We start from the raw sequence: 22,752 nt of genomic DNA, 5'->3' as shown, positions 1-22,752 counted from the left end.
AGTAATTTAGGGAGGGGATTTCATTGGAGAAAGTGGACATTTTTAAGGACATAGCTGAGCGGACCGGAGGGGATATCTATCTCGGGGTTGTCGGCGCAGTCCGGACAGGAAAATCAACATTTATCAAACGATTCATGGAAACCATTGTGTTACCAAACATCACAAACGAGGCAGACCGTGCTCGGGCAGTGGATGAACTTCCACAGAGTGCTGCAGGTAAGACCATCATGACCACGGAACCCAAATTCGTACCGAATAACGCGGTTCAAATTAAGGTGGCCGAAGGACTCGATGTCAATGTGCGCCTTGTGGATTGTGTAGGTTACGCGGTGGAAGGAGCCAAGGGATACGAGGATGAGAATGGTCCACGCATGATCTCCACGCCTTGGTTCGAGGAGCCGATTCCGTTCCAGGAAGCTGCCGAGATTGGTACTCGTAAAGTCATTCAGGAGCACTCCACACTGGGTGTTGTGGTCACAACTGACGGTACAATTGCAGAGATTGCCCGCAGTTCCTATGTGGAATCAGAAGAACGGGTTATTGCGGAACTGAAAGAAGTGGGAAAACCATTCGTCCTGGTCATTAACTCTACTCGTCCTCGCAGTGAAGAAGCTCTACAATTGCGCAGTGAGCTTGCAGCCAAATATGACATTCCGGTCATGACACTCAGTGCAGCTACCATGACGGAAGATGATGTGACGGGTGTTCTTCGTGAAGTGCTGTATGAGTTCCCGGTACATGAAGTGAATGTGAACTTGCCGAGCTGGGTTATGGTACTGAACGAGACTCACTGGCTGCGCAGCAACTACGAGAATTCTGTACGGGATACCGTTAAGGATATTCGCAGACTTCGCGATGTGGATCGGGTTGTGGCTCAGTTCATGGAATATGAATTCATTGATCGAGCGGGTCTGAGTGGTATGAATATGGGGCAGGGTGTAGCTGAGATTGATCTGTATGCACCGGATGAACTCTATGACCAGATCCTGGTGGAAGTGGTCGGGATTGAAATTCGGGGCAAGGATCATCTGTTGCAATTGATGCAGGAATTCTCGCATGCGAAGAGAGAGTATGACCGCTTCGCAGAAGCGCTAGAGATGGTTAAAACGACTGGATACGGCATAGCTGCTCCATCTCTTGCCGAGATGGCTCTAGATGAACCTGAACTCATTCGTCAGGGCACCAAGTTCGGTGTGCGCTTGAAAGCAACAGCACCTTCCATTCACATGATCCGGGTTGATGTGGAATCGGAGTTTGCTCCAATTATTGGAACGGAGAAACAAAGTGAGGAACTGGTGAGGTACCTGATGCAGGACTTCGAGAACGATCCGATCAAGGTATGGGATTCAGACATGTTCGGTCGTTCCCTTCACTCCATCGTGCGAGAAGGAATTCAAGGCAAGATTGCCATGATGCCGGATAACGCAAGGTACAAATTGCAAGAGACGCTGGGAAGAATCATTAACGAAGGTTCGGGTGGCTTGATCGCCATTATTCTGTAAGACATCAAAAGACCGTCAGGGGGCAACCCCTCGCGGTCTTTTTTTAGTTTCTTTTCTTAATTCTGGATGAATTGGAATAGGAGATGATTTCTTTTGAGAAAACTTAGTGGTTTATAGCTTTAAATTACTAAAACCTATTTACATACTGGGGATTAGCCGTTATATTAATATTCAACTATTGTGATCGAGATCACAGAGAGTGCGACAGGGGGAAACAGAGATGAATAGAAAAGATACGAAATGGCTATGGTTGAGTGTGTTGTTAGTATTTACATTGGCACTGTCCGCTTGCGGAATCAAAAAAGAACCAGCAGCGACTCCGGCCTCGGGTGCAACAGGTGAAACTCCCAAAACGGAAGCAGTCACAGGTCCACTAAGCGGCAAACGAATTGCACTTATTATGGAATTTAATACGGGTACTTTCTCGCAGCAATATGTACAAGGTGTCAAAGAGGAAATTGAAAAATTCGGTGGTGAACTGACTACGTTTGTGGCCGATAATGATAAAGCAAAGATGGTATCCTTGCTGGACAGCGCAATCAACCAGAAGTTCGATGCGATACTTACGGATCATGGGGATTCTCTACTGGAGCCTGGTGTGAAAAAGGCAGTAGAACAGAACATACCCGTAGTTGTGTTTGATGCAGCTATCAGTGTTCCTGGAGCGACAGTCCTGTCACAGGATGATCAAAAGATGGCTGATCTTACGCTGGAGCAAATGAAAAAAGATATCAATGGACAAGGCAACATCGTCAAAGTATGGGTTGCAGGCTTCGCACCGATGGAACGCCGTCAGATTGCATACGGCGAGTTCATGAAAGAGAATCCTGACATTAAGGAAATCGCTACATTCGGTTCTGCACAGAATCCAGCGTTGGATACACAAGCGAAAATGGAAGCTATTCTCAAGCAATATCCAAAAGGTGAGATTACTGCCGTATGGACAGCATGGGATGAGTTTGCGAAAGGTGCAGCACGTGCCATTCAGCAAGCTGGACGTGATGAGATCAAAGTATATGGTATTGATATGAGCGACGAGGATCTGCAAATGATTCAGGACCCGAAAAATCCTTGGGTTGCTTCCGCTGCTGTTGATCCAACGGACATTGGCCGTGTTCAGGTACGCTATGCTTATCAGAAGTTGAACGGCGAAGAGACGGAAGATGCCGTTGTTCTTAACCCGGTGTATGTCCAACGTGAAGCTTTACCCGATAAACAAATCTCTACTTCGGAGCTATCGGAGTACGTCGAAGGTTGGGGAGGCAGCACACAAGGGATCAAGGACTGGATGAGTGAATACGGAATTACTGCGAAGTAAGCAGCGTAAGGGAAGCGCGCCGCAAGGCGCGCTTTTTCCAACGATGATGATGGCATGTGAGATATGAGTGTGAAAAGGGATACTCCCGGAAGGGAAGAATTTTGGAGGTTAACATCATGAGCACTGCACCGATTCTGCTTCAAATGCAACATATCCACAAGCAGTTTTCAGGCATTCCTGCACTGAAGGATGTGGGGTTCTCGGTAAAAGGCGGAGAGATTCATGCTTTGCTTGGTGCCAATGGTGCCGGCAAGAGTACACTAATGAAAATTCTGTCGGGTGCCTATCAGCTGGATCAGGGTACGATTCTGTTGAGCGGACAAGCGCTTCACTTGAGTTCTCCGGGGGACGCAAAGGCGAGTGGTATTCACTGTGTCTATCAGGAGGTGGATGCAGCACTGGTGCCACAGTTGACGGCTGCGGAGAACATCATGCTGGATCAGTTGGCCTCCTCTGCTGGAGGCTGGTGGAAAAGTCCGCGGAAGCTGCAACTGCGTGCTGTTGCAGCATTGAAGCAATTAGGAGCAGACATATCCGTTCACTCCAAAGTGGCCGATCTGACGCTCGCAGAGAAACAGATGATTTTGCTGGCACGGATTCTGATTCAGGATGCCAAAGTTATCATTTTTGATGAACCAACTGCACCCCTTAGCCAGGAAGAAACGGATGCATTTTTCCGTATTGTGCACCTGTTGAAAGAACGGGGAGTAGCCTGCATTTTCATCACCCATCGCCTTGCAGAAGTGACGGGTCACTGTGATCGAGTTACCGTCATGAGAGATGGACAACATGTATTTACCGGTGAAGCCAAGGGACTGACGATCAATGAATTGGTGACTCAGATGTTAGGCAAACCATTCGAAGAAGAATTTCCGAAGATCGAAGCACCCTTGGGGGACCTGCTGCTGGAGGCGCGGGGACTTCGTCGTGGCGTGAAGGTCAAAGGGGTGGACCTCTCTGTACATCGAGGCGAAGTCCTCGCTGTGGTGGGTCTGGTGGGCGCTGGCAAAACAGAATGCTCCCGTTTGCTGATCGGTGCAGATCGGCTGGAGGGAGGCGAGATTCGGCTTAACAAACGTAATCTTCGCCTGTCTCAGCCCGCGGATGCAGCGGCTCTGGGGATTGTGTCTGTACCGGAGGAGCGACGTAAGCAAGGAATACTGATCGAGGAGAACGTGGAACGGAATTTAAGTCTACCTTTGCTCGGTCGTCTCAGTACATTAGGTTTCGTAAGCCGGAAGCGGGAGCGGCAGAATGCGGAGTCTCTGGTGTGGCAGCTCGGAATCAAGACATCGTCCGTGAAACAGGAAGTAAAATACTTGAGCGGTGGTAATCAGCAGAAAGTAGCCATAGGTAAATGGCTGAATGCGGATGCGGATGTATTTATATTTGATGAGCCAACCAAGGGCGTCGACATCGGAGCCAAAAGTGATATTTTTCGTATCATCAATGAACTTGCTTTGGCGGGCAAGGCCGTAATCTATTTCACCTGTGAATTGGATGAAGGTATGGGGATTGGCGACCGGATTGCTGTCATGTGTGAAGGTGTTATCGTAAAAGAGTTCAAACGGGGCGAGACTAACCAAGAACAGCTGCTATACTATGCAAGCGGTGGACAAGAGGTGCAATTATGAAGGATAAATCACTGGATTTTGCGTTCCGTTACGGGGCGATTATTGTCATTATAGGTGTTATTGCATTTTTCGGCATTAAATTACCTTATTTCTTTACGTACAGTAATTTGACCGATATTTTGGGCTCTATTTCGATCGTTACTTTCGTAGCAATCGGTGTTACGTTATCTCTCATAGTCAATGGATTTGATCTCTCGGTAGGGGCGACCGTCTCGTTGACCACCGTCGTTACCGCTTCATTAATGATATGGTATCAACAACCGCTGGCCGTCGTGATTATCGTGCCCTTGGTCATTGGAGCTGTTATTGGTTTACTGAACGCTTTGCTGATCGTAAAACTGCGTATTCCGGATCTTTTAGCGACACTTGCAACGATGTACATCATTGGGGGAATTCACAAAACATATGCGCAGGGGTACACCATCTACAATCATATGCAGTTCCCGGATGGAAGCAAAGCAGCGGGAGAGATGGACCCAACATTCCTGCTGATCGGACAGGGGAAGTGGCTGGGAATGCCAATCTCGGTTATCTTGCTGCTTATTGCTGTCATCGGTGTGCATATCTTTTTGACGTATACGAAATACGGGCGCCAAATGTATATTACAGGTGGTAATGAGGAAGCAGCGCGTCTGTCCGGAATCAAGGTGAAAAAGGTTCGTACACTCGCGTATGTAGCCGCTGGAGTGTTTGCAGCAATCGGGGGTATCATCTATGCATCCAAAGTAGGGTCTGGGCAGATTGATGCAGGATCACCGTTGTTAATGGAATCCGTGGCGGCTGTGTTTGTCGGTTTCTCTGTGTTTGGCGCGGGTAAACCGAATGTCATCGGAACCTTCATCGGTTCGGTTCTAATTGGTGTACTTGTGAACGGTTTGACCATGATGAACGTACAGTATTTCACACATGATATTGTAAAAGGCGGGGTCCTTGTGCTCGCCCTGGCGGTTACATTTTACGTCTTAAACCGCAACCGGACTTGAAATTGTGTGCTGTCTGTATTAGTATGAAATTTGTTCGGCGTCTGGAACGCCCTTGGGTTTCAGGCGAGATTCTGCCAGAAATGACTGTTGACCGCAGGCGGAGATTGGTGTTCATCGCTCAAGATGTACGTAGATTTTTTGCGTATGAACGTATATTTCGCTATAAAACGGAAACACAGTATAACATTCAGGACATTGATTCAGGAGGTGAAAAACAAATGAACAAATCAGACTTGATTACAAACGTATCTGAAGCGACTGAATTGTCCAAGAAAGATGTAACGAAAGCGGTTGATGCCGTGTTCGAAGCAATCGCTGAGGCTCTTCAAAGCGGAGATAAAGTACAATTGGTTGGTTTTGGGAACTTCGAAGTTCGCGAGCGCTCTGCACGTAAAGGACGCAACCCGCAAACAGGTGAAGAAATCGAAATTCCTGCGAGCAAAATTCCTGCATTCAAACCAGGTAAAGCGCTCAAAGACGGAATTAAATAAGATTTCTACATATTCCATATGTCGACGAAAAGACCGTGACTTGTTCACGGCCTTTTCTTTTGCCCTTTAACGATGATTTTTCTGGTGCTCTGGCTGTTCAGGATCATCAGGTTGCTCGGCATAAGCAACGAGAATCAGTTCTTTGCCAGCAGTGACAGACAGATGCTGTTCAATTTCTTTTAACTGATGAATATGCTCGTCTGTAAGCAAGGCAGGGGTGTACTTCATGCAGATTCTCCTTTCTGTGGATATTCAACTGTAGTATGACCCGAGCGTAGATGATTCTTGCGGTTCATTTGGATAAGGCATTGGTTGACAAATGCAACAATCTTAATCATCATTAACGCTATCGAACTAGAGAAGGGGACGTGCGTGATGGATCAACCAACCGGCAATGATTATATCGTAATTAAGGCAGAGGAAAATGGTGTCCAGGTGATCGGATTAACCCGAGGTCAGGATACACGTTTTCACCACACCGAGAAATTGGATAAGGGTGAAGTCATGTTCGCCCAGTTTACCACCCATACTTCAGCTATCAAAATTCGGGGCAAAGCCACGCTGATTACCAAGCATGGACAGATTGAATCGGAGTAAATGATGGATTGAATACGTTCAAATGAAGATTGCAGGCATAGCCTGCTTTTTTTCATTGTACAATGAGGTATGAGCTTTTACCGGACAGACTACACTAACAGGTAAAGGCAGGGAGGCGTATATGAAACCGCGGATGATTGTGACTGTTTCAGTGCTGGCAACGGTAGCAGCGGTCTTTCTGCTTGTTGCGATACAAACTTTACATATGCGTACATGGGGTGGGGAAAACGTACAGCCTGTCACAGCATCACATCATCCCGTGCAGCTAACGAATGACAATCTGGTGGATGTGTTGAGTTCTATGCAACTATCCACACCCATTGCCAGAGTGGAATGGAAACAATCTATTTTGAAACTGGACCTCAAGGTTAAAGGTATGGGTACAAGTTACACTGAGATTTATGAGAACATGGCAGCTGTGGCGGATCTGGGCTTTCGGAGCCTGGACAACGTGGATCAAGTGCTGCTTCGTGTGATGGCAGAGGATGAATGGATGCATAAACGACATCTGTTGCTTGCTGCTGATATTCGTCGTGGAGAGTGGCCCCTGTATGCGATTGAAACATTACGGAACTGGAAAAGCGCCACCTTTTCAGACGAATTGAAGGACTGGTTTCATTTGATGGAGACCGAACTCTGGAAGAAGCAATTCGAAATGACAAGTCAAGGGTAATAGAATAGCAGGATTCAGTGCGTGCCCGATCAACATATGCTATAATATATAAGATTGTATTGCAGAAATGGTATAACAATGTTAAGGCTCGGAGGCTGAGAATGAATTCATATCGCGTACCCCAACTAGCAAAGAAATATACGGATTACGACATGATTCGACAACATACGGAAATCCCATCATTTCCGGATAGCCGGGCACGTCTGCTGCAGGTATTTGTGGGCCGCACAGACGAAAAGGTGCATCATGAGCTGTACGCTCTCGCAACTTCGCTCGTTCAGTTGGCCATGGATACGCATGATCGAATCGATACGATTTCCGGAGAGCGGAGAGAGCAGGAGATGCGTTCACGCCAGCTGAATGTGCTTGCCGGAGATTATTTAAGTAGCCGCTTCTATCAATTGCTTGCCCATGCGGGCAGAATTGAAATGATTGGCAAACTCAGTGGTGCTGTATCCGAAGTGAACGCACGCAAGATGACGCTGTATGAACGGATGAAGAAGCTTCTCGTTTCGGCTGACGAATACTTGCGTGAAACGGTACAGCTGAGGATGCAGCTGTTTCTTTCATTTACAGGCTTGATTCAGAATAACGAAGAGTCGTTATGGAACAGCTTGTTGACCGAGTTCAGCTCCTGCGAGACGATTGTGGAAGAACTGAAACGGATGAATGACAAACAACAATTTCTTCATAGCTATGCATTCTGGCATATATACGAGCATGGCAACGACGATGAGCGAAATGTGCTGCGTCAGTCTGAGCTGGATGCACGGGCATGTAACGCCATGGTGTTGAAACACAGGGTGGGCGAGGTCTTGCTGGACAAGCTTCGCAATTGCACACACCGCATTCAGATGTTGTTGCGAGACGAGGAAGGCCGGATGGACTTGCATGAGTTGAATGCAATCCTGGAGCCTTACCTGATATATTTGCAGCCTTCACATGCGGCAGTAAGGGAAGATTGAGGGGGAGACAGACGAATGGGGAGCGGAGAGACCAAACCGAAAGAAGAATTTGTCCATTCGGTTTTTCAGAGTATAGCCGGTAAATATGACGTCATGAATGATATTCTGAGTTTCCGCAGACACAAGGCTTGGCGCAAATTCACCATGAAAAAGATGAATATGTCTAAAGGTGATACTGGTCTTGACTTGTGTTGTGGCACATGCGACTGGACGCTAGCTATGGCAGAAGCAAGTGAAACGGGGCACATGCATGGACTTGATTTCAGCAGCAACATGCTGGAGGTCGGCCAGACGAAGATCGATGCAGTGCAGCGTCAGAAGCAGATTACCCTGACACAGGGAAATGCCATGTCGCTTCCTTTTGAAGACAACTCATTTGATTATGTGACCATTGGATTTGGGCTTCGTAATGTACCGGATCTTAGACAAGTGTTATCCGAAATGAAGCGTGTGGTGAAACCAGGCGGTATGGTGGTTTGTTTGGAATTGTCCAAGCCAACCTGGCAGCCATTCAAAGGCATTTATTATTTTTATTTTGAACAGGTGTTACCGAATATTGCCAAATTGTTCGCTAAAAGTTTTGAGCAATACAAATGGCTGCCAGACTCTCTGGCACTTTTTCCTGGGAGAAAGGAATTGGCAGACATTTTTGCGGAAACCGGATTGCAGCAAGTGCAGGCCTACCCTCTGACCGGAGGCATCGCGGCACTGCATATTGGAACCAAGGAGAATCAGCATGTTTAGGAAAATTCGCATCTTTTTAGAAATGATCAAGATTGAACATACGCTTTTTGCTTTACCGTTCGCATTTATGGGAGCCATCCTCGGTTCCATGGTAGTGAATGATACCTTCCCAAGCTGGATGCAGATCATGTGGGTATTGCTTGCAATGGTTGGTGCACGCAGTGCAGCATTCGGTTTGAATCGGATTATTGACCAGGCGATTGATAGCAAAAATCCGCGTACCGCGATGAGAGCGATCCCTGCGGGGTTGTTGAAGAATGGGGAAGTCGTTATTTTCGTGATTGTCTCATTTATATTGTTATTCTGGGCCTCTTCCAATCTTAATGTATTATCCATGCAGTTATTGCCTATTGCTGTGTTCATGTTGGTGCTGTATTCATACACCAAACGGTTCACATGGTTGTGCCACGTTGTTCTTGGAATGACGATTGGTTTAGCTCCACTTGGCGGTTGGGTAGCCGTAACAGGTACAATGGATTGGACAGCGATTGTGCTGTACGTTACGATTGTGTTCTGGACAGCAGGCTTTGATATTATCTATGCTTGTCAAGATCTCGAATTTGACCAGGGTGAGGGTCTACACTCCATACCTTCCCGTTTTGGCTTAGCCAAATCATTGCAGATCGCTAAGTTCTTCCATGTGGTTACTGCGGTTGGTTTTCTTGCGTTATTGTTGATGACAGATCTGAGCTGGTGGTATGGCGCAGGTATGATGGTTACGTATGGAATTCTTTTCTATCAACACTATATTGTATCGCCTAACAATATGAGCCGTGTTCAAACGGCATTCTTTACGATGAACAGTTTACTTAGTTTAATTGTATTTACGTTTACTTTGATTGATCTGGCGGTGAAGTAATGGTACAGCAGCCGGACAATAAACGACTAGTTGTCGGAATTACCGGAGCGAGTGGCAGTATATATGGCATTCGATTCATTGAAACGCTGCTTGATCTGGATTATACCGTTCATCTGGTCATATCCAATGCAGGGTGGCGTGTACTGAAAGAAGAAATGGACTGGGATGTGACGAATCGAGACGCGGTGCTGGAAGAAAAATTCGGCAACCGTGCCGGTTCTCTGATCTATCATCCTGTGAGTGATATAGGGGCCTCCATTGCAAGTGGTTCTTATTTGGCAGAAGGCATGATTATCATGCCTTGTTCCATGGGAACTCTCTCCTCCATCGCGCAAGGATCTTCGGATAATCTGATGTCCCGTGCAGCGGATGTCATGATGAAAGAGGGTAGAACATTGATCCTCGTACCACGTGAGACGCCTCTTCATGCGATCCATCTGGAAAACATGCTGAAGCTCTCGCGTCTTGGTGTACGAATGATTCCGGCCATGCCTGCTTTTTATTACAAGCCTCAGAGTATGGATGAGTTGATTATGTTTTTGGTGGGGAAAGTGCTGGATAGTTTGCGCATCCCGCATCAACTGTTCACAAGGTGGGGAGAACCGGATGAACGGGGATGATAACTGAGCCCGACAAACGGTCTTTTTGACAGGGTGTTGCTCGGTTTATTTGTCCCCCGAATCCCGGGTATTGGTGAGTGCTGATGGTGAGTCTTCATGAACCACAGTCTTGACCCATGCGCCGGCAACTTCTGTACTTTTGTTTCAGAACAAGTCGCAGAGTTTAATTCCCGGGTGTCGGCCTTGACATTCGAAGAAGAGAATACGTTAAGATTACCTTATAGAAGTTCAGAAGCAAGAACGGCAAGCCCCGGGTTTAATGTAATGCCTGCAGGCCCGACTTGCTGGAGGGGAAGGTAAATATGGATTTAGGGACTGACAATACGCTGATACGGGTGAACGAATGAAACTATTGGATATTTTCGGGTTGTTAAAAAAGGACATGGATTACATTGAGAAAGAATTGTATCGCAGTGTTCAAGGAGAACAGAAGCTGCTAAGTGAAACTTCACTTCATCTGCTCAAAGCAGGAGGAAAACGGTTGCGGCCCGTTTTTGTGTTACTAGGCGGGAAATTTGGTACATATGACATTGAACGTCTGAAGTTGGTTGCGGTTCCGCTGGAACTCATTCATTCCGCTTCTCTTGTTCATGATGATGTTATTGATAATGCGGAGACACGCCGAGGCAAACCCACGGTGAAGTCAAAATGGGATAATCGGATCGCCATGTACACTGGAGACTATATCTACGGTAAGGCACTTGAAATGACTGCGGGATTATCCGATCCAGCGATTCATCGTATACTTGCCAAAGCCATGGTACAGATGTCAATCGGTGAAATGGAGCAAATTCGAGACTTTTTCAATACGGGACAAAGTGTGCGTAACTATCTGCTGCGAATTCGTCGCAAAACAGCACTGCTGATTGCGGTTAGCTGTCAGTTAGGGGCTTTGGCCACACGTGCGCCTGAGCAGGAGTCTTCCCTGCTGTATACGTACGGATACAATGTGGGTATGGCTTTCCAGATTCAAGATGATGTACTTGATCTGGTAGGTACCGAGAAACAACTTGGCAAGCCACCTGGCAGTGACATGAAGCAGGGGAATATTACTCTTCCAGTGTTGTATGCGCTGCAAGAATCCGATCTGCGTGAACCTCTGTTGAAGGAAATTTCCCGTGTCCAGCATGAAGAAGGACGGGCAAGTGCATCGGATGCCATTGGAATGATTCGCCAAAGTCAAGGAATTGCTAAAGCAGAAGCCCTTGCTGACCGATATATGAAGAAAGCGCTCGATGCTCTGGATCAGCTACCTAACATCAAGACGACCAAGAACCTGCGTGATATCGCTCATTTTGTGGTTAAACGTACGCACTAAACTTCGTATGAACCACAACTCCTTAATAGACTGGACAACGTATAGTTGATTAGGTCTGATACAGGTACTCACACCCGAAGATAACAGACTGTGACATTCCTCATTGGGAGGATTTGGACATGTATGTTACAATCAGGGGGATTGCGTTTACATAGTGACTAACTTTGAACCGTGAGTAGGAGTGAGCTGATGGATCGTACATTTTTGATGGTGAAGCCGGATGGTGTGCAGCGTGGTTTGATCGGTCGTATTATTAGCCGTCTGGAAGACAAAGGATTTAAGTTGGTGGCAGGCAAATTGGTGCATATGTCTGAGGATCAGGCGAAACGCCATTATGCTGAACATGAGGGCAAACCGTTTTTCGATGATTTGGTTCGTTTTATCACATCTGGGCCTGTATTTGCCATGGTGTGGGAAGGGGACGATATTGTGACGCTTGCGCGCATTGTCATCGGAAAAACCAATGTGAAGGAAGCCGCGCCGGGAACGATTCGCGGAGACTTCGCCAGCCATACACCACATAATCTGATTCATGGGGCAGATTCACCAGAAAGTGCTTCCCGTGAAGCAGCCAATTTCTTTGCTTCGGATGAACTGGTGGTATACGACAAGAGCATCGCAGCCTGGTTGTAATTATTAGCCAAAGGGTGATAAACGATGCTGGAGCAAGAACAACTAGACCCGGATTATACCGGATTCATTCGTCATATCAAAGAGAGCACAGGCATTGATCTTGCTCAATACAAGGAAGGCCAGATGAAAAGAAGGCTGACCACACTTCGCAACAAAAACGGGTTTCATACATTCTCTATTTTTTTTGATGCCATGCAAAAAGACAAATCATTGTTCTACGAGTTCCTTGATCGTATGACGATTAACGTTTCGGAATTCTGGCGTAATCCCAATCGTTGGGAAGTGCTGCGCGATGAGATTCTGCCTGAGTTGCTGGGGTCCAAGCGTCGTGTTAAAGTCTGGAGTGCAGCCTGTTCAACAGGAGAGGAACCTTACACGCTCGCCATGATTCTGGACACAATGGGGATTCTGAAAGACAGCTCGATTACAGCAAGCGACCTGGATGAAGGGGCATTGGCCAAAGCCAAGGATGGGCGTTATATGGAACGCTCACTCAAGGATGTGCCAAAGGAAACGGCGAATCGCTACTTCAAGCAGGATGGTTTGGTCTATCGAATTGATGAGCAACTCAAAAGTTCGATCAAGTTCATGAAACAAAATTTGCTGGTTGACCGTTTTGACGATGGATATGATCTGATTGTATGCCGGAATGTCATGATCTATTTTACCGAGGAAGCCAAAAACCTGTTGTATCACAAATTTGCAGCAAGTTTGCGTCCGGGCGGTATTTTGTTTGTGGGCAGTACGGAACAGATCTTCTCCCCGGGTCAATATGGGTTGGAGACAGCTGAAACATTTTTCTACCGGAAAAAATAATGAACATGAACACCAACCGTCTGAAGCACATGTACATGTGTTCAGGCGGTTGTTTGCATATTCCATCAACGGGATGTTGAAGAAACGGCTGAGTTTCTTGTCAAAGCCGGTCAGCTATACTATAATAAGCAAAGAAATTATGGGATTTTAGCAATGTGAAGTTTAACAGTTTAAAGGGGGAACGTATTATGAGTTTACGTTATTTAACCGCAGGGGAAACGCACGGACCCCAATTGACCGCAATTATTGAAGGATTGCCAAGTAATCTGACGATTGACTTTGAAGAACTGAATTTCCAGCTTCACCGCCGCCAAAAGGGATATGGCCGTGGACGCCGGATGCAGATCGAGAAGGATCAGGCCAATTTTGTTGGTGGTATCCGTCACGGATATACAACAGGTGCTCCGGTAGCGCTGGTTGTTCAAAATAATGACTGGAAACATTGGCAGAATATTATGAATATTGAGCCGATTGAAGGTAGTGACGAAGAGAAACGTCGCGTTCATCGTCCGCGTCCCGGACACGCCGATCTGAACGGTGGACTCAAGTATAATCTCAAAGACTTGCGTAACGTACTGGAGCGCTCCAGTGCGCGTGAGACAACGGTACGTGTAGCATGTGGTGCCATTGCACGTCAGTTCTTGGCTGAATTCGGAATCAAGGTAGCTGGGCGTGTACTTCGCATTGGAGAGATTGAAGCTCCTTATCAGGACCTTCCGATTGATGAACTGATCGCAGTAACAGAAGCTTCCTCTGTACGTGTCACGGATGCTGAGACAGAGAAGAAGATGGAAGCCTACATCGACCAAATTAAACAAGAAGGCGATTCCATCGGAGGCATCGTGGAATGTATCGTTGAAGGCGTGCCTGTTGGCCTGGGAAGCTATGTTCAATACGATCGCAAACTGGATGCACGAATCGCTCAAGGCGTAATGTCCATTAATGCATTCAAAGGTGTAGAGATTGGAATCGGATTCGAAGCCGGAGTCATTCGTGGATCACAGGTACATGATGAAATCATGCATACGGATGAGCGCGGCTACCACCGGGCAACCAACCGTCTCGGTGGATTTGAAGGTGGGATGACGAACGGTATGCCAGTGGTTGTACGTGGTGTGATGAAGCCGATCCCAACGTTGTATAAGCCGCTGCAAAGTGTGGACATTGATACCAAAGAAGCATTTACGGCTCAGGTTGAGCGTTCAGACGCTTGTGCTGTACCCGCAGCGAGCGTGGTTATGGAGCATGTCGTCGCGTGGGAGATTGCCAAAGCGTTCCTGGAGAAATTCGGCGGGGATTCGATGGAAGAGATCCGTGCAAACGTTGCGAGCTATAATGCTCAAGTGGAGAATTATTAATATGCGTCAGCTGACAGTACAGTTGGAGGAACGCTCATATCCGATTCTGATTGGCAGTGGTCTGCTTGCTCAAGCCTCTCAATATTTTGAACAATATGGCTTGACCAAAAAAAGTCCGTTACTTATTATTACAGACGAAAATGTGGCTCCGAAATACTTGTCAGGTTTGGAACAAACGCTGCGTACGGCTGGTTATACAGTCGTATCGGCAATTGTCCCCTCTGGTGAAACATCGAAGTCTCTTTCGGTGTATCAGGATATGATGACAGTCGCCATCGAAGGAAAATTGGATCGGAGTTCGGCGATTCTGGCCCTAGGCGGTGGTGTCGTAGGTGATCTGGCTGGCTTTGTTGCCGCTACATATATGCGTGGAATCAAGTTTGTACAAGTACCCACGACAATTTTGGCGCATGACAGCAGTGTGGGCGGTAAAGTAGCTGTCAATCATCCATTGGCCAAAAACATGATTGGTGCGTTCCACCAGCCTGAGCTTGTGCTCTATGATGTGGATACACTTCAATCCTTGCCGCCACGAGATGTTTCAGCAGGTTTGTCAGAGATGCTGAAGCACGGACTGATCCGTGATGAGGCTTTTGCACATTGGTGTGAGGAGCATGCGGAAGAGTTGCTTGCGCTCAATTCGGAAGCGCTAGGATACGGCTTGGAGCGCGGGTGTGGTATTAAGGCAGAGATTGTATCCAGAGACGAACGTGAAAATGGAGAACGTGCGCTTCTGAATCTTGGACATACGATTGGTCATGCGATTGAAGCGATTGCCGGTTACGGAGAATTCCTGCATGGAGAAGCGATCTCGATTGGTATGGCTGGATCAGCACTACTTGGCGAGAAGCTTGGTGCGCCAGCAGGGCTCTACCAAGATACAGTTCGCATGTTGCGTTCACTACGCCTTCCTACAGTGATGCCTGCCCATCTGGATACGGATGCATTAATGGAAGCCATGATGCATGACAAAAAGTTCCGTGAAGGTCATATGGTCTTCATCATTCCTGATCGAATTGGAGCAGCAAGAATTGTGAAGGACGTACCTGTGTCGGCAGTACGGGAAGTCATTGAAATGCTCAGGAAGGGAGAATAACAGCAATGGTCACACGAGGAATTCGCGGGGCTACAACAGTCACGCACAACAACGAAGAACAGATTTTGAAGGAAACGGCTGTATTGTTGCAGGAGATCGTGGATCGTAATGAGATTAAACCGGATGATATCTGCAGTGTGTGGATTACGATGACTGGAGATCTGGATACTGCTTTTCCCGCCAAGGTCATTCGTCAACTGGACGGCTGGGAGTTAGTGCCACTGATGTGTGCACTGGAAGTTCCGGTCAAAGGTGCCTTGGCACAGTGCATCCGTTTCATGGTGCATGTCAATACAACCAAAGGTCAGAACGAAATCAACCATGTGTATCTGAACGGTGCACAGGCATTACGTCCGGATCTGGCAGCCCCTTCAGGATCTTAAATCAGTGGGTTGTCAAACGGATCATTATGATGTATAGTAAGACCCAGTTGAGTAGAGTAGAGATTGAGCTGAGAGCAGCTGAGCATAGTGGAGTATATAGCAGAGTCCAGTGGGTGGTAATCGGGGCAACAGAAACCGGTCAACTGATTCACGGTACGTCGTGCTAAGGAATGATACAGGAACAGGGGAATGAGCGTGTCTGAGGACATCGTTTATTTGGTATAACACGATTAGTATTCTTCCCATATTTCAGGATATACTGAAATGAACGGGCGAAGTGTTATCGGAGATATATTTCCTGATATGAATGGATGCGATAAGCATTGGTTCAATAACCTGTGATTCATCCGGCGGCGAAGTATAGGGACTTGTTATTTATGAATTATCACATTGCCTGGATACAGCTTATAACCAAACCTCTACCTGATGGTAGAGGTTTTTTCGTCGTAAAATAGAAACTTTTCTTCTACCTAAATCTGAAAGGACGTGATCTGATGATAACGCCAAACGTTAATCAAGTGTTGAAAATGTCAAATGAGTATAATCTGATTCCGGTCGTTAAACGGATATTGGCAGATATGGAGACGCCAATTCGAATCTTCCGCCGTTATGCGGACAATGATCGTGCATTTCTGTTGGAAAGTGTAGAAGGTGGTATTCAATGGGCGAGATACTCCTTCATTGGTACAGATCCGTTCCTGATGATTTCGGCGAAGAAAGGCCGGATCGTTGTGGAAGAAGCGGGGCGGACCCGCGAACTGCCAGGCAAACCGATTGAAGAACTCAAAGCATTATTACGCAAGTATCGTAGCCCCAAGGATGACGAACTGCCGCCATTTACAGGTGGAGCCATTGGTTTCTTTGGATACGATCTACTACAATATTATGAGAAACTTCCAGCACACACGCTGGATGATCTGAATATGGACGACATTCGCTTTATGTTTTGTGATCAGATTATCGTGTTTGACCATGTGAAGCAGCAAATGTTGCTTGTTGGTAATGTACACATCCAGGACGGAGCAACCGATGCGGAGATTCGTAAGGCGTATACAGAGACTTCGGAGAAGCTGGAGCAGGCCGCAGAACGGTTGCAGCAGCAAGGACCAGGGGAAAATCTGAATCCTCGCTCGATCCCGGGTGACGTGGATTTGGGAGACATTCGTTCCAATCTCACGAAAGAGCAGTTTATCGACAATGTGCATAAAGCCAAAGATTACATCAGCGCAGGTGATATTTTTCAAGTGGTTTTATCCCAGCGTTTTCACATCGATACGGAAGTTTCTCCACTGCATGTGTATCGCGTGCTTCGGACGCTGAATCCATCACCTTATATGTACTATCTCAAGATGGATGATGAGATTATTGTAGGCACCTCGCCGGAGGCATTGGTGAAAGTGGATGGAAATCGTGTAGGAACGCGTCCGATTGCGGGTACACGCCCAAGGGGAGCAACCGAAGCGGAAGACCGTGCACTTGCCGCGGATCTGTTACAGGATGAGAAAGAGCGTGCAGAACATCTGATGCTGGTTGATTTGGGCCGGAACGACTTGGGCCGGGTATCCAGTTTCGGCAGTGTAAAGTGTGACATGCTCATGGAGATTGAACGGTATTCCCACGTGATGCACATGGTATCGAATGTCACTGGCGAGCTTAGAGAAGACAAGGACTTCTTCGATGCATTTCTCTCCTGCCTGCCAGCAGGGACCGTATCTGGTGCGCCAAAACTGCGTGCGATGGAAATTATCGCAGAATTGGAGAATGAGGCACGAGGTGCCTATGCAGGAGCCATCGGCTATCTTGGTTTCTCTGGAAACATGGATTCCTGTATTACAATTCGTACGATTATTTTCAAAAAAGGAAAAGCATACGTACAGGCTGGAGCAGGGATTGTATGGGATTCCGTGCCTGAGAACGAATATGAAGAAACAGTTAACAAAGCCAAGGCACTGCTTAAGGCGATTCGAACAGCAGAAGCAATGTTTCCTGTAAAAGCGGCGGATAGCAACTTGAGACTTGCGAATGCAGACTATTTTGTCACCCCAGCGAACGCTACGAACTGAGAGAGGAGAGACCGGAGATGAACATGAACCCGATTATGAATGATAGCCCCGAAACACCTGTAGCTGAGATAGTCCGTGAGGAAGGCATGAAGATTGGTTTGGCGAAAGTTCTGGAGGGTAGTCACCTGGAACAATCCGAAGCACGAGAATTGATGTACACGATCATGAGAGGAGAGGCAACGCCGGCTCAAATCGGAGGTTTGCTGATGGCGCTGCGGATGAAGGGGGAAACCGTGGATGAGATCACCGGCTTTGCCGAAGCCATGCGCGGTCAGGGCGGACGAATTCTTACCGACGGAAGCGGATTGCTGGACACATGCGGAACAGGTGGTTCTGGTATTCATAAATTCAACATTTCCACAGCATCTGCTATTATTGCTTCGGCTGTATCGGTTCGGGTCGCCAAACATGGCAATCGTTCAGCTTCTGGCAAAGCGGGCAGTGCGGATGTATTAGAGGCACTTGGTGTCAATATTCATCTGAATGGAGAGCAGGCAAGACAGTGTCTGGATGACATCGGAATCTGCTTCTGTTTTGCCCAGGTCTATCACCCTTCCATGAGACATGCCGCAGGACCAAGAAAAGAGTTGGGTGTGCGTACCATCTTCAACATGCTTGGACCTTTAACGAATCCTGCTGGAGCGGATCGCCAATTGCTTGGTCTGTATGATCGCTCCCGGACACCGATGATTGCTGAAGTGCTGAACCGTCTTGGTCTCAAAAGAGCGCTGGTCGTTGCCAGTCATGATGGTCTGGATGAAATCAGCATCTCGGCACCAACGCAGGTATCTGAACTGCGGAGCGGTGAAGTGCACACCTATGATATTGATCCACGGGACATGGGCTTGTCTCTGCATCCCCTTGAAGCGGTACTTGGAGGAGATGCGGCACAGAATGCCGAAATTATTAAAAGGATCTTTCAGGGTGAACGCAGTGCATACCGTGACGTCGTTCTGCTGAATGCCGGAGCGTGCATCTATGTATCCGGTCTTGCGGATACCATTGCTGAAGGAGTAACCCTTGCGGCTGAAGCGGTAGATTCGGGCAAAGCTGCCGGGAAGCTTGAACAGTTAATTCATACAACGGAGGCGTACAGTCATGTATCTTGATCGAATCGTTGCAACCAAACATAAAGAAGTAGAAGTTCTGGCACAGACATTTCGCATGGAAGAGGCTATTCAAAAAATTGAACAGTTACCTGCAACCCGGGGGTTTGAAAAAGCATTGTCGAGCGAACGCAATCGCAAACTCGGTCTTATCGCTGAAGTGAAGAAGGCTTCCCCATCCAAAGGGTTGATTCGTCCGGATTTCCATCCGGTAGAGATTGCTTCTGCTTATGAACGGGCGGGTGCAGACTGCATCTCGGTATTAACGGATGTTTCGTATTTTCAGGGAGCAACGCGTATTTGCAGGCGATCCACCAGGCAGTGAACATTCCGCTGTTACGCAAGGATTTTATTATAGATGAACGACAAATTGTCGAGGCCAGATTGCTGGGTGCGGACGCGATTCTTCTGATTGCCAGCATTCTAACACCGGAACAGATTCGTCAATATCTGGAGTTTGCGAAAAGTATGGGACTCGATGCCTTAATCGAAGTTCACGATCGGACGGAGCTGGAACATGTATTAGAGATTCCGCAGGCCACACTTGTGGGCATCAACAATCGGAATTTGAAAACATTCGAAACCAGTCTGAACACGACGCTGGATCTGATGGAATTGATTCCTGCGGGTGTCACGTTGATCAGCGAAAGTGGAATTGATGGTCCAGAATCAACGGTACCGCTTATAGAAGCTGGTGTACACGGTATCCTCGTAGGAGAGCACCTCATGCGCAAGGATGATGTCGAAGCAGCCGTATACGATCTGATGGGACCCAAAGGATGAATACATCTATGCATGATGGCACAAGCGGCAGATCCTCGGAGCTGCCGAACTCGCTGCCAGTGACCGTAAAAATATGTGGACTTCAGGACGTTGAAGTGCTAAAATCGATGATAAACTTGCCTGTGGATTACATTGGTGTTGTCTTTGCCAAATCACGCCGCAGGATTGAACCGGAGCAGGCTGTTGCGTTAAGAACGGTGCTATTCGAATGGTCGACCTATGACCGGCCAAAGCTTGCAGGGGTATTTATGAATCCCACACTCGAAGAGTTGCAAGACATAATGCAAGTAGTACACCTGGATGTTATCCAGTTACATGGACAAGAGACAGCGGAGTTCTGCAAGCAGGTGAAGCAACGATGGGATGTCGAGGTATTCAAGGCGTTTTCTTTTCCCAAAGATGAAACGGGCCCGGAAGCGGACAATGCAGCATTAAAGACTCTAGATGCCTACGAAAATGTCGTGGATGCGATATTGCTTGATACCTATGATCCTCTATATGGAGGGGGCTCTGGGAAAACCTTTGCCTGGGAGCGCATTCCTGCCTATGCCGAATGGGCGAACAGCCACGGAATTGCGATGTTCGTTGCAGGAGGTTTGCAGCCGGAAAATGTACAACAACTGATACAGACCTATGCACCTTACGGTGTCGATGTTTCTAGCGGCGTGGAGACGGATGGTGTGAAAGATATGGACAAAATTACAGCATTTGTAGAAAGGGTGAAGCAGGCATGACATATCAATTGCCGGATCAATACGGGCGTTTCGGTCCCTTCGGAGGCCGCTTTGTACCCGAGACACTAATGAACGCACTTATAGAATTGGAGGAAGCGTACAGTCGCTTCTCGGAAGACGAGGAATTTAACAAGGAACTGAACTATCTGCTGAGCGAATATTCAGGACGTGAAACCCCGTTGTACCATGCAGAACATTTATCCCGACGGTTGGGTGGACCAAAAATCTATCTGAAACGTGAGGATTTGAACCATACCGGTGCACACAAAATCAATAACGCCATTGGACAAGGTTTGCTTGCCAAACGTATGGGCAAAAAGAAAGTCATTGCTGAAACAGGTGCGGGCCAGCATGGCGTTGCAACAGCAACGGTTGCTGCTTTGCTTGGGCTGGAATGCAAAGTGTTTATGGGTGAAGAAGATACACAGCGCCAACAGCTCAACGTATTTCGGATGAAACTGCTCGGAGCAGAAGTCATTCCGGTGACGTCTGGAACACGGACACTGAAGGATGCAGGTAATGAAGCACTTCGTAATTGGGTCAGCAATGTAGACGATACGTTCTATGTGCTCGGATCGGTCGTGGGTCCTCATCCATATCCGATGATGGTGCGGAATTTCCAGCGTGTAATCGGGGATGAGACTCGTCGTCAGATTCAGGAGATCGAAGGACGGTTGCCGGATGTGATTGTCGCGGCAGTTGGTGGCGGAAGTAATGCAATTGGTATGTTCTATCCGTTTATCGGTGACAAGGATGTGAAGCTTGTTGGCGTTGAAGCAGCAGGCAAAGGGGTGGACACCGAGTATCACGCGGCAACGATGAGCAAAGGAACACATGGAGTATTCCAGGGCTCCATGAGTTACTTGTTGCAGGATGAGTATGGACAGGTTCAGCCCGCACATTCCATCTCGGCCGGACTTGATTATCCAGGCGTTGGTCCCGAGCACTCCTATCTGAAGGATATTGAACGGGCAAAATATGTACCGATCACGGACCAGGAAGCATTGGATGCCCTGCAACTGTTAAGTCGCACGGAAGGCATCATTCCTGCGCTGGAGTCAGCTCATGCGGTTGCACAAGTCGTCAAGATTGCAACTGAACTCACAGCAGACGATATTGTGGTCATCTGTCTGTCTGGACGTGGAGACAAGGATGTTGAATCGATTATGAAATATACGGGAGGCGACTTGACATGAACTTGATGGACCAGACCTTTCGGCAGTTGAAGGAACAGAATCGAACGGCACTTATTCCGTTTCTAACCGTTGGAGACCCGGATTTAGACACAACAATCGACATTATCAAGGAGCTTGAACAGGCCGGAGCGGATATTCTGGAACTGGGTGTTCCCTATTCCGATCCGCTTGCGGATGGCCCAGTCATTCAGCGTGCTTCCGAACGTGCGCTGAAAAGCCAGATTACCATTCGTACCGTTATGGAAACAGCTGCAAAAGCTCGTGAGGCAGGTGTGAAACTGCCTTTCGTGCTGTTCACCTATTATAATCCGGTGTTGCAGACTGGATTGGATGTGTTCTTCGAAGAATTGGTTAAACACGATATTAGTGGCATGATTATTCCGGATCTGCCGATTGAGGAAGCAGAAGAGATGCGTAGCCGTGCAGGTCGTGCAGGTGTGCATTTGGTTCCACTCGTTGCACCTACGTCTAATGCTCGAATTGAGCGCATTGTAACGGGAGCAAGTGGCTTTATCTATTGTGTTTCATCTCTTGGAGTGACCGGTGAGAGAGCTTCATTTTTTGATGGCGTAGAAAGCTTCATTGAGACGGTGAAAAGTCTGACAGACCTCCCTGTAGCGGTAGGGTTTGGTATCTCCAGTCATGAGCAAGTGGCACATTTTTCCCGTATCTGTGACGGTGTAGTGGTTGGCAGTGCCATCGTTCGTCAGGTGGAAGAAGCAATTCCGTTGCTTGCAAATCCCGAAACTCGTGAGGCTGGACTGTTGCAAATTCGCAACTTTGTGGCACAATTAAAGGGATAGGGATGTCATGAAAGTGCATTCGGGACACGTAAGGTTACGCTGATTCGTGCCCAACATAATTTCATTAACAGGAGGCG

General features: G+C 47.5%; 23 protein-coding genes and 1 pseudogene. 23 read left to right on the top strand and 1 reads right to left on the bottom strand.

Going from position 1 to position 22,752, the window contains the following annotated elements; translation table 11 throughout:
- The first annotated feature begins 23 nt into the window (after window positions 1–23).
- The 5 genes from spoIVA (at window position 24) to C0Q44_RS20530 (ending at window position 5,928) form a co-directional block, all read left to right on the top strand.
- Entirely contained in the window at window positions 24–1,502 is a 1,479-nt protein-coding gene (gene spoIVA / locus C0Q44_RS20550; protein WP_105409092.1) for a stage IV sporulation protein A, read from the top strand.
- A 220-nt stretch (window positions 1,503–1,722) separates the two neighbouring features.
- Window positions 1,723–2,820: a sugar ABC transporter substrate-binding protein gene (locus C0Q44_RS20545; protein ID WP_105409091.1), complete on the top strand. Its 1,098-nt coding sequence runs from the start codon at window positions 1,723–1,725 to the stop codon at window positions 2,818–2,820.
- 116 nt (window positions 2,821–2,936) lie between these two features.
- The gene (locus C0Q44_RS20540; protein WP_105409090.1) at window positions 2,937–4,454 is read left to right on the top strand and encodes a sugar ABC transporter ATP-binding protein; all 1,518 of its coding nucleotides are present in this window, start codon (window positions 2,937–2,939) and stop codon (window positions 4,452–4,454) included.
- Window positions 4,451–5,437, top strand: coding sequence for an ABC transporter permease (locus C0Q44_RS20535; protein ID WP_105409089.1), 987 nt, complete (start codon window positions 4,451–4,453; stop codon window positions 5,435–5,437). Before C0Q44_RS20540 ends, C0Q44_RS20535 begins: the two co-directional genes overlap by 4 nt.
- Window positions 5,438–5,655: 218 nt before the next feature.
- On the top strand, window positions 5,656–5,928 hold the full coding sequence (locus C0Q44_RS20530) for an HU family DNA-binding protein (protein ID WP_105409322.1): 273 nt from the start codon (window positions 5,656–5,658) through the stop codon (window positions 5,926–5,928).
- Between the two features lie 66 nt (window positions 5,929–5,994).
- On the opposite strand, the gene C0Q44_RS30325 is transcribed toward C0Q44_RS20530, so the two are convergent.
- Window positions 5,995–6,156 carry a hypothetical protein gene (locus C0Q44_RS30325; protein ID WP_181151098.1) on the bottom strand — a complete coding sequence of 54 codons (162 nt, stop codon included), beginning with the start codon at window positions 6,154–6,156 and terminating at the stop codon, window positions 5,995–5,997.
- Window positions 6,157–6,303: 147 nt separating this feature from the next.
- Between C0Q44_RS30325 and mtrB the strand changes: the two genes are divergently transcribed.
- The 18 genes and pseudogenes from mtrB to trpA all read left to right on the top strand — a co-directional run bounded on the left by mtrB (window position 6,304) and on the right by trpA (window position 22,675).
- Window positions 6,304–6,525 carry a trp RNA-binding attenuation protein MtrB gene (gene mtrB, locus C0Q44_RS20525; RefSeq protein ID WP_105409088.1) on the top strand — a complete coding sequence of 74 codons (222 nt, stop codon included), beginning with the start codon at window positions 6,304–6,306 and terminating at the stop codon, window positions 6,523–6,525.
- A gap of 121 nt (window positions 6,526–6,646) precedes the next feature.
- The gene (locus C0Q44_RS20520) at window positions 6,647–7,198 is read left to right on the top strand and encodes a hypothetical protein (protein ID WP_105409087.1); all 552 of its coding nucleotides are present in this window, start codon (window positions 6,647–6,649) and stop codon (window positions 7,196–7,198) included.
- 101 nt (window positions 7,199–7,299) lie between these two features.
- Complete coding sequence (locus C0Q44_RS20515; protein ID WP_105409086.1) at window positions 7,300–8,163, top strand: heptaprenyl diphosphate synthase component 1; 864 nt, start codon at window positions 7,300–7,302, stop codon at window positions 8,161–8,163.
- A 15-nt stretch (window positions 8,164–8,178) separates the two neighbouring features.
- Window positions 8,179–8,907, top strand: coding sequence for a demethylmenaquinone methyltransferase (locus C0Q44_RS20510; RefSeq protein WP_105409085.1), 729 nt, complete (start codon window positions 8,179–8,181; stop codon window positions 8,905–8,907).
- On the top strand, window positions 8,900–9,766 hold the full coding sequence (locus C0Q44_RS20505) for a UbiA-like polyprenyltransferase (protein WP_105409084.1): 867 nt from the start codon (window positions 8,900–8,902) through the stop codon (window positions 9,764–9,766). The genes C0Q44_RS20510 and C0Q44_RS20505 overlap by 8 nt, the downstream gene beginning before the upstream one ends.
- Window positions 9,766–10,386, top strand: coding sequence for a UbiX family flavin prenyltransferase (locus C0Q44_RS20500; protein ID WP_105409083.1), 621 nt, complete (start codon window positions 9,766–9,768; stop codon window positions 10,384–10,386). Before C0Q44_RS20505 ends, C0Q44_RS20500 begins: the two co-directional genes overlap by 1 nt.
- Window positions 10,387–10,729: 343 nt before the next feature.
- The gene (locus C0Q44_RS20495) at window positions 10,730–11,704 is read left to right on the top strand and encodes a polyprenyl synthetase family protein (RefSeq protein WP_105409082.1); all 975 of its coding nucleotides are present in this window, start codon (window positions 10,730–10,732) and stop codon (window positions 11,702–11,704) included.
- Between the two features lie 189 nt (window positions 11,705–11,893).
- A complete protein-coding gene (gene ndk, locus C0Q44_RS20490) occupies window positions 11,894–12,337 on the top strand; it encodes a nucleoside-diphosphate kinase (protein WP_105409081.1) in 444 nt (147 codons plus the stop codon).
- 24 nt (window positions 12,338–12,361) lie between these two features.
- Window positions 12,362–13,153, top strand: a complete 792-nt coding sequence (locus C0Q44_RS20485) for a CheR family methyltransferase (RefSeq protein WP_105409080.1) — start codon at window positions 12,362–12,364, stop codon at window positions 13,151–13,153.
- A gap of 188 nt (window positions 13,154–13,341) precedes the next feature.
- Entirely contained in the window at window positions 13,342–14,511 is a 1,170-nt protein-coding gene (gene aroC, locus C0Q44_RS20480) for a chorismate synthase (RefSeq protein ID WP_105409079.1), read from the top strand.
- Window position 14,512: 1 nt separating this feature from the next.
- Window positions 14,513–15,607 (top strand): 3-dehydroquinate synthase, encoded by a 1,095-nt coding sequence (gene aroB, locus C0Q44_RS20475; protein ID WP_105409078.1) that lies wholly within the window; start codon window positions 14,513–14,515, stop codon window positions 15,605–15,607.
- A gap of 5 nt (window positions 15,608–15,612) precedes the next feature.
- Window positions 15,613–15,990 (top strand): chorismate mutase, encoded by a 378-nt coding sequence (gene aroH / locus C0Q44_RS20470; protein WP_105409077.1) that lies wholly within the window; start codon window positions 15,613–15,615, stop codon window positions 15,988–15,990.
- Window positions 15,991–16,484: 494 nt separating this feature from the next.
- Entirely contained in the window at window positions 16,485–18,053 is a 1,569-nt protein-coding gene (gene trpE / locus C0Q44_RS20465) for an anthranilate synthase component I (protein ID WP_105409076.1), read from the top strand.
- 35 nt (window positions 18,054–18,088) lie between these two features.
- Window positions 18,089–19,162, top strand: coding sequence for an anthranilate phosphoribosyltransferase (gene trpD / locus C0Q44_RS20460; protein WP_374955132.1), 1,074 nt, complete (start codon window positions 18,089–18,091; stop codon window positions 19,160–19,162).
- Window positions 19,152–19,942 (top strand): annotated as a pseudogene (gene trpC / locus C0Q44_RS20455) (indole-3-glycerol phosphate synthase TrpC). Before trpD ends, trpC begins: the two are co-directional and overlap by 11 nt.
- 8 nt (window positions 19,943–19,950) lie before the next feature.
- A complete protein-coding gene (locus C0Q44_RS20450; protein ID WP_258166482.1) occupies window positions 19,951–20,676 on the top strand; it encodes a phosphoribosylanthranilate isomerase in 726 nt (241 codons plus the stop codon).
- Window positions 20,673–21,872 carry a tryptophan synthase subunit beta gene (gene trpB, locus C0Q44_RS20445; protein ID WP_105409074.1) on the top strand — a complete coding sequence of 400 codons (1,200 nt, stop codon included), beginning with the start codon at window positions 20,673–20,675 and terminating at the stop codon, window positions 21,870–21,872. Before C0Q44_RS20450 ends, trpB begins: the two co-directional genes overlap by 4 nt.
- On the top strand, window positions 21,869–22,675 hold the full coding sequence (gene trpA / locus C0Q44_RS20440) for a tryptophan synthase subunit alpha (RefSeq protein ID WP_105409073.1): 807 nt from the start codon (window positions 21,869–21,871) through the stop codon (window positions 22,673–22,675). The genes trpB and trpA overlap by 4 nt, the downstream gene beginning before the upstream one ends.
- Window positions 22,676–22,752 lie beyond the last annotated feature (77 nt).

The sequence above is a fragment of the Paenibacillus sp. PCH8 genome, assembly GCF_002968835.1.
Classification (GTDB): domain Bacteria; phylum Bacillota; class Bacilli; order Paenibacillales; family Paenibacillaceae; genus Paenibacillus.
This window is presented reverse-complemented; position numbering and strand designations above follow the sequence as displayed.

What these genes read in the sequence shown, in the direction of transcription:
- C0Q44_RS20545 (WP_105409091.1), top strand. Translation starts at nt 1,723, where the DNA reads ATGAATAGAAAAGATACGAAATGGCTATGGTTGAGTGTGTTGTTAGTA.
- C0Q44_RS20540 (WP_105409090.1), top strand. Translation starts at nt 2,937, where the DNA reads ATGAGCACTGCACCGATTCTGCTTCAAATGCAACATATCCACAAGCAG.
- C0Q44_RS20535 (WP_105409089.1), top strand. Translation starts at nt 4,451, where the DNA reads ATGAAGGATAAATCACTGGATTTTGCGTTCCGTTACGGGGCGATTATT.
- C0Q44_RS20530 (WP_105409322.1), top strand. Translation starts at nt 5,656, where the DNA reads ATGAACAAATCAGACTTGATTACAAACGTATCTGAAGCGACTGAATTG.
- C0Q44_RS30325 (WP_181151098.1), bottom strand. Translation starts at nt 6,156, where the DNA reads ATGAAGTACACCCCTGCCTTGCTTACAGACGAGCATATTCATCAGTTA.
- mtrB (WP_105409088.1), top strand. Translation starts at nt 6,304, where the DNA reads ATGGATCAACCAACCGGCAATGATTATATCGTAATTAAGGCAGAGGAA.
- C0Q44_RS20520 (WP_105409087.1), top strand. Translation starts at nt 6,647, where the DNA reads ATGAAACCGCGGATGATTGTGACTGTTTCAGTGCTGGCAACGGTAGCA.
- C0Q44_RS20515 (WP_105409086.1), top strand. Translation starts at nt 7,300, where the DNA reads ATGAATTCATATCGCGTACCCCAACTAGCAAAGAAATATACGGATTAC.
- C0Q44_RS20510 (WP_105409085.1), top strand. Translation starts at nt 8,179, where the DNA reads ATGGGGAGCGGAGAGACCAAACCGAAAGAAGAATTTGTCCATTCGGTT.
- C0Q44_RS20505 (WP_105409084.1), top strand. Translation starts at nt 8,900, where the DNA reads ATGTTTAGGAAAATTCGCATCTTTTTAGAAATGATCAAGATTGAACAT.
- C0Q44_RS20500 (WP_105409083.1), top strand. Translation starts at nt 9,766, where the DNA reads ATGGTACAGCAGCCGGACAATAAACGACTAGTTGTCGGAATTACCGGA.
- C0Q44_RS20495 (WP_105409082.1), top strand. Translation starts at nt 10,730, where the DNA reads ATGAAACTATTGGATATTTTCGGGTTGTTAAAAAAGGACATGGATTAC.
- ndk (WP_105409081.1), top strand. Translation starts at nt 11,894, where the DNA reads ATGGATCGTACATTTTTGATGGTGAAGCCGGATGGTGTGCAGCGTGGT.
- C0Q44_RS20485 (WP_105409080.1), top strand. Translation starts at nt 12,362, where the DNA reads ATGCTGGAGCAAGAACAACTAGACCCGGATTATACCGGATTCATTCGT.
- aroC (WP_105409079.1), top strand. Translation starts at nt 13,342, where the DNA reads ATGAGTTTACGTTATTTAACCGCAGGGGAAACGCACGGACCCCAATTG.
- aroB (WP_105409078.1), top strand. Translation starts at nt 14,513, where the DNA reads ATGCGTCAGCTGACAGTACAGTTGGAGGAACGCTCATATCCGATTCTG.
- aroH (WP_105409077.1), top strand. Translation starts at nt 15,613, where the DNA reads ATGGTCACACGAGGAATTCGCGGGGCTACAACAGTCACGCACAACAAC.
- trpE (WP_105409076.1), top strand. Translation starts at nt 16,485, where the DNA reads ATGATAACGCCAAACGTTAATCAAGTGTTGAAAATGTCAAATGAGTAT.
- trpD (WP_374955132.1), top strand. Translation starts at nt 18,089, where the DNA reads ATGAATGATAGCCCCGAAACACCTGTAGCTGAGATAGTCCGTGAGGAA.
- C0Q44_RS20450 (WP_258166482.1), top strand. Translation starts at nt 19,951, where the DNA reads ATGCATGATGGCACAAGCGGCAGATCCTCGGAGCTGCCGAACTCGCTG.
- trpB (WP_105409074.1), top strand. Translation starts at nt 20,673, where the DNA reads ATGACATATCAATTGCCGGATCAATACGGGCGTTTCGGTCCCTTCGGA.
- trpA (WP_105409073.1), top strand. Translation starts at nt 21,869, where the DNA reads ATGAACTTGATGGACCAGACCTTTCGGCAGTTGAAGGAACAGAATCGA.